This is a genomic window from Streptacidiphilus neutrinimicus, assembly GCF_000787815.1.
Classification (GTDB): Bacteria; Actinomycetota; Actinomycetes; order Streptomycetales; family Streptomycetaceae; genus Streptacidiphilus; species Streptacidiphilus neutrinimicus.
In genome coordinates, this window is the sequence record NZ_BBPO01000129.1 from 7,457 (window position 1) to 13,381 (window position 5,925).

The following is a 5,925-nucleotide window of genomic DNA, read 5'->3' on the forward strand; positions in this document are numbered from 1 at the left end:
GCCGATGCCCCTCGGGCACCGCTATGAGTCCATCCTGAGCCGCCTGGGCGCGAGGGCGCTCGGGCCGTGCGGCCCTCGTCGCGCAGGGCACACCACGGGGAGCTCATCTCATCACGCCCGGTTCGCAGGCATCCCTCCCTGCACGGACCGGGGGCGCCGATCACCGGAAACCCTCTGGGCACCGGCGCAGGTTGCGAACCGGGGCCGCCAGGCTAGGACCTACACCGCTCGCAGGGGGAGACCCAACCAGCAGAACCCCCGAGGCGTGTGACCGCACACCCGCCTTGATCTTCCCCACTCCCGCCCCGGCCCCCGGCCCCCGCCGCCGTGCGTCGAAGAGCCGGCCGTGATGTCCTGACAGAGCGTAACCGAACATGCCAGCCAGGCTGAAAGAACGAGAAGGGAAAAGCGCGGTGTCCCATGACGCGATCGTGCTGCTGAAAGAGGATCACAAGACGGTGCGGAAGCTGTTCCGTCAGTTCCATGCCTCCGGTTCGGACAAGGGCGACGTGGTGTCCCGGATCATCGAAGAGCTCACCGTCCACACCTACATCGAGAACGAGGTGATGTATCCGCGGGTGCGCGAACTCGTTCCGGACCTGGAGCAGGACATCCTCCAATCGTTCGAGGAGCACCACGTCGCGGACGTGCTGTGCTCGGAACTGTCGGCTATGGATCCCGGCGATGAGCGCTTCGTCGCGAAGGCCACCGTGCTGATCGAGAATGTCGACCACCACATCGACGAGGAGGAAGGGGAGTGGTTCCCCAAGGTCCGCGAAGCCCTCGGGCGCAAAGAGCTGCAGGAGATCGGCGAGCAGTTGCTGCAGACCAAGGAGAAGGCGCCGCGTAAGCCGTCCGAGCCGGGCGCGCTGCGCAAGGCCGTCGACGCCGTCATCGGCTGAGGCCGGTCCTCGACGCCCAAGCTCCTTCGGCGGTGGGTGCGGCACGGTGGGCAGAGAGGCGCCCGGATGTGGGATGTGCTGTTCAAGCCGCTCACCGGCGGCGCCCTGGTGGTGGTCTCCGCGCTGATCGCGGAGATGGTGACGCCGAAACGGCTCGCCGGGATCTTCGCCGCCGCCCCGTCGGTGGCGCTGGCCGGGCTCGTTGTCACCGTCCTGACCAAAGGACCCACGGATGCGGCTTCCGCGTGTGCGGGCATGGCGGTGGGCGCGGTCGCGTTCACCGCCTGCTACCTGGGCGCAGTCCCCGCGCTGAGCCTGTTCGGGGCCAAGACCGGATCGGCGACCGCGCTGGTGATGTGGTGCGGGGTCGCCTCCACGGGGTGGTGGCGGATCCGATGACCCACCCCTCCGAGGATCTGGACCGGATCCGTCTCGACCCGTCCGCAGCCGGGAAGGTGAAGCCGCGCGACATGGGCCTGCGGTTCGCGTTCGGCGCCGCCGTGTCCGCCCTGGCCGCCCTGATCGCCTACGGCACCGGAGCGAAGACCGGCGGCATGTTCCTCGCCTTCCCCGCCATCGCCCTCGCCAGCCTGACCCTCGTCGCCGACAACGAAGTCCTGCGCCGCGCCCGCGACGACGCCCGCGGCGCCGTCTTCGGCACACTCGGCCTGCTCGCCTTCGCCCTCACCGGCTGGCAGCTCCTGCCCTGCACCTCCGCCTGGAGCGCCCTGACCGCCGCGACCGCGGCCTGGAGCGTCGTTTCCGGGCTCGCGTACCTGGTCGCCCGCATGACCAGCCATGGCGGCGACGAACGCCCGCCACCCGGCCAGGAGAACCCCTGAGATCCGCAGGGGCCGTCATGGACCAGGGATGTCGGGGTGGCAGTAACGGATCTGCCAGGAGCCCTAGATTGGGATGATCTTGCCCCCGACGTTGGGCGGCCCCGATCGCCCGAGGCACTCGGCCGATGATGCGACTGGCGGATGTTCGGTGTCGAGAAACGATCGTCTGTCGACACTCGGGCCGACTGTCACGAACCCGCAGGTGGACAGTGTCGGTAACTCGCGGCGAAAACCAATGTCGAGGAACGGTCCGCCAGATAGATTCCGACGCATGCTCATCGGCTACGCGCGCGTCTCGACCGCCGACCAGAACCCCGATCATCAGATCGACGCACTGCTGCGACACGGAGTGGAGCGCAGCAACATCCACGTCGACACCGCAAGCGGCGCGAAGGCGTCCCGGCCGAAGCTCGAACTCGTCCTGCAACTGCTCCGGCCGGGCGACACCCTGAAGATCACCCGGCTTGACCGGCTCTCCCGGTCCGTCCTGCATCTGGTCACTCTCGGCGCGAACCTGCGCGAGCGCGGGATCGGACTGCACGTGATCGAGCAGGGCATTGACACCTCCACCGCGGAGGGCCGCGCGATGTTCGGCATGCTGTCGGTGCTCGCCGAGCTCCAGCGTGAGCTGATCGTGGCCAACACCATGGACGGCCTCGCCTCCGCGGGGGCCCGCGGCCGCGTCGGCGGGCGCCGGCCCAGGCTCACCGAGGACCAGGCCGCTCTCGCCCAGCGGCTCTACGACGAGCGCGAGAAGACGGTGCAGCAGATCGCGGACATGTTCGGCGTACCGCGCTCCACGGTGTACGGCCACCTGAACCGGAACGAGACGGTCCCGCGCCAACCGAAGAAGCGCGGCGCAACGAAAAGCTGACCCCAGGGCTAAGCGCCAGGGCCGGCCTGCCGGGTTGACTGGTACCCCGGGTGGGAATGCACGGAGGGCGCGCTGGTGCGCGGCTTCGAGCTGGTGTGCTCCACGGCGTTGACCGGGGGCGCTTCTTGAGGTGTCCGGTCGGGTATGGGCCGGGCACCAGGCCGTGCGCGGTCCACCGAGCAGTGTGAGGAGCCGGGATGACTGGGTTGGGTCGAGAGGAGCCGGTGGCGACGTTCTGCGGGAACTGTGACTGCGGTTGCCCGCAGCTGTTTGTGGACGCTGCCGCGCCAGCGGAGCGGAGGGTGGTGCTGACCGATGACTTCGGGCAGCGGATCCAGATGAGCGCCGATCAGTTCGCGTCCTTGATCGAGGAGGCGAAGGCGGGACGCCTGGACGCGGCGGCGAAGGCCTGAGCGGTGCGGCACGTCCGGAAGCAGAAGCAGGGGGCAAGGCCACATGGCCTTGCCCCCTGCTTCCCGTTGCGAGGCGGCCGGTTCAGTCCGTTTCGGCGGCGGGCTTGAGGGCGGTCGTCCACTTCTCCTCGATGCGGCCGACCTTCCACACCACGAGCGCGGTGATCCAGGTGGCGAAGAACAGGCCGACGATGACGAAGCCGAGCATGTTGATGTCGATGCCCTGGATCCAGTCCCAGAACGGGCCCGACCAGTTCAGCTGCTGGGCGAGGAGGCCGAGGAGTTCGACGGTGCCGATGATGAACGCCACCGCGACCGACAGGCCGGTGATGGTGAGGTTGTAGTAGACCTTGCGGACGGGCTTGGAGAAGGCCCAGCCGTAGGCGAAGTTCATGAACGAGCCGTCGATGGTGTCGAGCAGGCTCATGCCGGCGGCGAAGAGGATCGGCAGGCACAGGATCGCGTACCAGGGCAGGCCGGAGGCGGCGCCGGAGCCGGCGAGGACGAGGAGGGCGACCTCGGTGGCGGTGTCGAAGCCGAGGCCGAACAGCACGCCGACGGGGTACATCTGCCAGGGGCTCTTGATGGACTTCATGACGCGGCCGAGGATGCGGTTCATGAAGCCGCGGTTGTTCAGCTGCTCTTCCAGGGCCGCCTCGTCGAAGTGGCCGGAGCGCATGGCGCGGAAGACCTTCCAGATGCCGACGAGGATGACGATGTTGATCGCGGCGATGATGTAGAGGAACGTTCCGGACACGGTGGTGCCGACGAAGCCGGTGACCTGGTGGAGCTGGGAGTTGTCGTCCTGGACCGGGCCGGCGAGCGCCTTGATGCCGAGCGAGAGCAAAAACGCCAGGGCGAACACGATGGTCGAGTGGCCCAGTGAGAACCAGAAGCCGACCGAGAGCGGGCGCTTGCCCTCGTGCATGAGCTTGCGGGTGGTGTTGTCGATCGCGGCGATGTGGTCGGCGTCGAAGGCGTGGCGCATGCCCAGGGTGTAGGCGGTGATGCCGATGCCGATGCCGAACGACTTGGTGCCCACGCTCAGGTGCTGCGGGGCGACGATCGCGATCAGGGTGACCCAGCCGGCCAGGTGCAGGAACGCGATGAAGGCCGCCATGCCGCCCAGACGGGTCCACTCGGCGTGGGTCATAGAAGCGGTGGCCTGGCGCCACCGGGATCTGGCGCCCGCGGTGGCCGGGACGGTGGGCGTGGTGGTCATGAGCGCTTTCCCCCTGGTGATCGTTGTGGACGGCTCCGCAACCTAGACGCACACAGCTTGTTATTGCAACATCATCGCAAGAAGGGCATGTCTGGGAAAGACCACAGGGAGGGGCGCCATGGGGGACACGGGCGGCGCGCACGACAGCACGTCGAACGACCGTGACGCCCACCTGGCCGAGCTGGGCGGTGCGCTACGGGCCGGCGGGTCACGGCGCACCGCGCCGCGCCTGCACATCCTGCGCGCGCTCGCCGAGAATCGCGGGCATCTGAGTGCGACCGAGATCCACCGCCATATCCAGGCCGCGGGCGAGCGGACGAATCTGGCCACCGTCTACCGCTCGGTCGACCGGCTCACCGCGCTGGGACTGGCCCATTCGGTCTCGGGCGCGGAGGTCCGCTACGGCCTCGGGCGCGACGGGCACGCCCACGCCACCTGCACCGGATGCGGCACCGTCGCCGACATCGCCGAGGCTCCCACGGCGGGGGCCGCGGTGGCGCTGGCGCAGGCGTCCGGCTTCACGGCGGGGCCGCTGGTGATGAGTGGGCTGTGCCCGGTCTGCAGGGCGCGCGGCCAATAGGGGCGGGGTCGGGCCGGTGTCCCGGCGGGCGCCGGTTGGGAAGACGATCACCAGCCTCCGGAAGGACTCCCCCTGTCCACATCCACGCGGGCCAGCGGTCATCGCGGCTGGCGGGCCGACCCCGCCACCGCCCATGTTGATGCACTAAGTTTGCTGTTGCAAGCTATGTGCAACAAGAGTGATCAACGTGCCGCACCGACGACTCGGAAGGGGACCTGGCTGATGGGCCAGTACCAGCTGCCTGACCTGCCGTACGACTACTCCGCCCTGGAGCGCGCCATGACCGGCGAGATCCTGGAGCCGCACCACTCCAAGCACCACGCCGCCTACGTCAAGGGCGCCAACGACACCCTGGAGCAGCTCGCCGAGGCCCGCGACAAGGACGCCCTCACCCCGACCGGGTTCGTCGGCCTGCAGAAGACCCTCGCGTTCAACCTCTCCGGCCATGTCCTGCACTCGCTGTTCTGGAACAACCTCTCCCCCGACGGCGGCGACCGCCCCGACGGCGATCTCGGCGACGCGATCACCGAGCACTTCGGCAGCTTCGAGACGTTCCAGAAGCAGCTCACCACCGCCACCACCGCCGTCCAGGGCAGCGGCTGGGGCGTCCTGGCCTGGGAGCCGCTCGGGCGGCGCCTGATCGTCGAGCAGGTCTACGACCACCACGGCAACGTCGGCCAGGGCACCACCCCGCTCCTGGTCTTCGACGCCTGGGAACACGCCTACTACCTGCAGTACAAGAACGTCCGCCCCGACTACGTCACCAAGCTCTGGTCCGTCGTCAACTGGAACGACGTCGCCACCCGCTACGCCGCGGCCACCACACAGGGCTGACCCGCGCCCGCCGGATGTGCACGGGCTGCCTTGGGCCCCGGACTCCTATCTCTGACCCCAGCCGCAAAACTGGCGGTTAGGGCTTCGTGAGCGTGGTCTTCTCGGGCTGCCGCGGCACGGTCTTGTCCCGGTCGAGGCGTCCGTACACGGTGGAGCGCGGTACGCCGAACATGTTCGGCGTACCGCGCCGGCCAGCGGCACGCACTCCTGTCCTCGGCAGCCCCGAGAAGCAGGCCGTGCCGCCCGTCCCCGAAGGTG

Annotated in this window: 8 protein-coding genes and 1 pseudogene; 7 read left to right on the plus strand and 2 right to left on the minus strand. The window is 68.9% G+C overall.

Annotated elements, in window-relative coordinates:
* Positions 1–374: 374 nt before the first annotated feature.
* The 5 genes from TR48_RS36815 to TR48_RS36835 all read left to right on the plus strand — a co-directional run bounded on the left by TR48_RS36815 (position 375) and on the right by TR48_RS36835 (position 3,031).
* Positions 375–902 (plus strand): hemerythrin domain-containing protein, encoded by a 528-nt coding sequence (locus TR48_RS36815; protein ID WP_201777209.1) that lies wholly within the window; start codon positions 375–377, stop codon positions 900–902.
* Positions 903–968: 66 nt separating this feature from the next.
* Positions 969–1,301 carry a DUF3147 family protein gene (locus TR48_RS36820; RefSeq protein ID WP_042374995.1) on the plus strand — a complete coding sequence of 111 codons (333 nt, stop codon included), beginning with the start codon at positions 969–971 and terminating at the stop codon, positions 1,299–1,301.
* The gene (locus TR48_RS39565; protein ID WP_052443353.1) at positions 1,298–1,744 is read left to right on the plus strand and encodes a DUF3147 family protein; all 447 of its coding nucleotides are present in this window, start codon (positions 1,298–1,300) and stop codon (positions 1,742–1,744) included. Before TR48_RS36820 ends, TR48_RS39565 begins: the two co-directional genes overlap by 4 nt.
* A gap of 271 nt (positions 1,745–2,015) precedes the next feature.
* Positions 2,016–2,618, plus strand: coding sequence for a recombinase family protein (locus tag TR48_RS36830; RefSeq protein WP_042374997.1), 603 nt, complete (start codon positions 2,016–2,018; stop codon positions 2,616–2,618).
* Positions 2,619–2,815: 197 nt separating this feature from the next.
* Positions 2,816–3,031, plus strand: a complete 216-nt coding sequence (locus tag TR48_RS36835; protein WP_042374998.1) for a hypothetical protein — start codon at positions 2,816–2,818, stop codon at positions 3,029–3,031.
* Positions 3,032–3,113: 82 nt separating this feature from the next.
* Here the strand turns inward: TR48_RS36835 and nicT are convergent, their stop codons facing one another.
* Positions 3,114–4,253: a Nickel transporter NicT gene (nicT, locus tag TR48_RS36840; RefSeq protein WP_174501770.1), complete on the minus strand. Its 1,140-nt coding sequence runs from the start codon at positions 4,251–4,253 to the stop codon at positions 3,114–3,116.
* Positions 4,254–4,371: 118 nt separating this feature from the next.
* Here nicT and TR48_RS36845 point away from each other — a divergent pair, with 118 nt between their 5' ends.
* Together TR48_RS36845 and TR48_RS36850 are read left to right on the plus strand one after the other, a co-directional pair.
* Positions 4,372–4,833 carry a Fur family transcriptional regulator gene (locus TR48_RS36845; RefSeq protein ID WP_052443354.1) on the plus strand — a complete coding sequence of 154 codons (462 nt, stop codon included), beginning with the start codon at positions 4,372–4,374 and terminating at the stop codon, positions 4,831–4,833.
* Between the two features lie 222 nt (positions 4,834–5,055).
* On the plus strand, positions 5,056–5,667 hold the full coding sequence (locus TR48_RS36850) for a superoxide dismutase (RefSeq protein WP_042374999.1): 612 nt from the start codon (positions 5,056–5,058) through the stop codon (positions 5,665–5,667).
* A gap of 76 nt (positions 5,668–5,743) precedes the next feature.
* Here TR48_RS36850 and TR48_RS46140 read toward each other — a convergent pair.
* Positions 5,744–5,925 (minus strand): annotated as a pseudogene (locus TR48_RS46140) (hypothetical protein); the annotation flags it as partial.

Bases quoted from the DNA above. Each gene is read 5' to 3' on its own strand.
- nicT (WP_174501770.1), bottom strand. From the start codon at position 4,253: ATGACCACCACGCCCACCGTCCCGGCCACCGCGGGCGCCAGATCCCGG.
- TR48_RS36830 (WP_042374997.1), top strand. From the start codon at position 2,016: ATGCTCATCGGCTACGCGCGCGTCTCGACCGCCGACCAGAACCCCGAT.
- TR48_RS36845 (WP_052443354.1), top strand. From the start codon at position 4,372: ATGGGGGACACGGGCGGCGCGCACGACAGCACGTCGAACGACCGTGAC.
- TR48_RS36835 (WP_042374998.1), top strand. From the start codon at position 2,816: ATGACTGGGTTGGGTCGAGAGGAGCCGGTGGCGACGTTCTGCGGGAAC.
- TR48_RS39565 (WP_052443353.1), top strand. From the start codon at position 1,298: ATGACCCACCCCTCCGAGGATCTGGACCGGATCCGTCTCGACCCGTCC.
- TR48_RS36850 (WP_042374999.1), top strand. From the start codon at position 5,056: ATGGGCCAGTACCAGCTGCCTGACCTGCCGTACGACTACTCCGCCCTG.
- TR48_RS36815 (WP_201777209.1), top strand. From the start codon at position 375: ATGCCAGCCAGGCTGAAAGAACGAGAAGGGAAAAGCGCGGTGTCCCAT.
- TR48_RS36820 (WP_042374995.1), top strand. From the start codon at position 969: ATGTGGGATGTGCTGTTCAAGCCGCTCACCGGCGGCGCCCTGGTGGTG.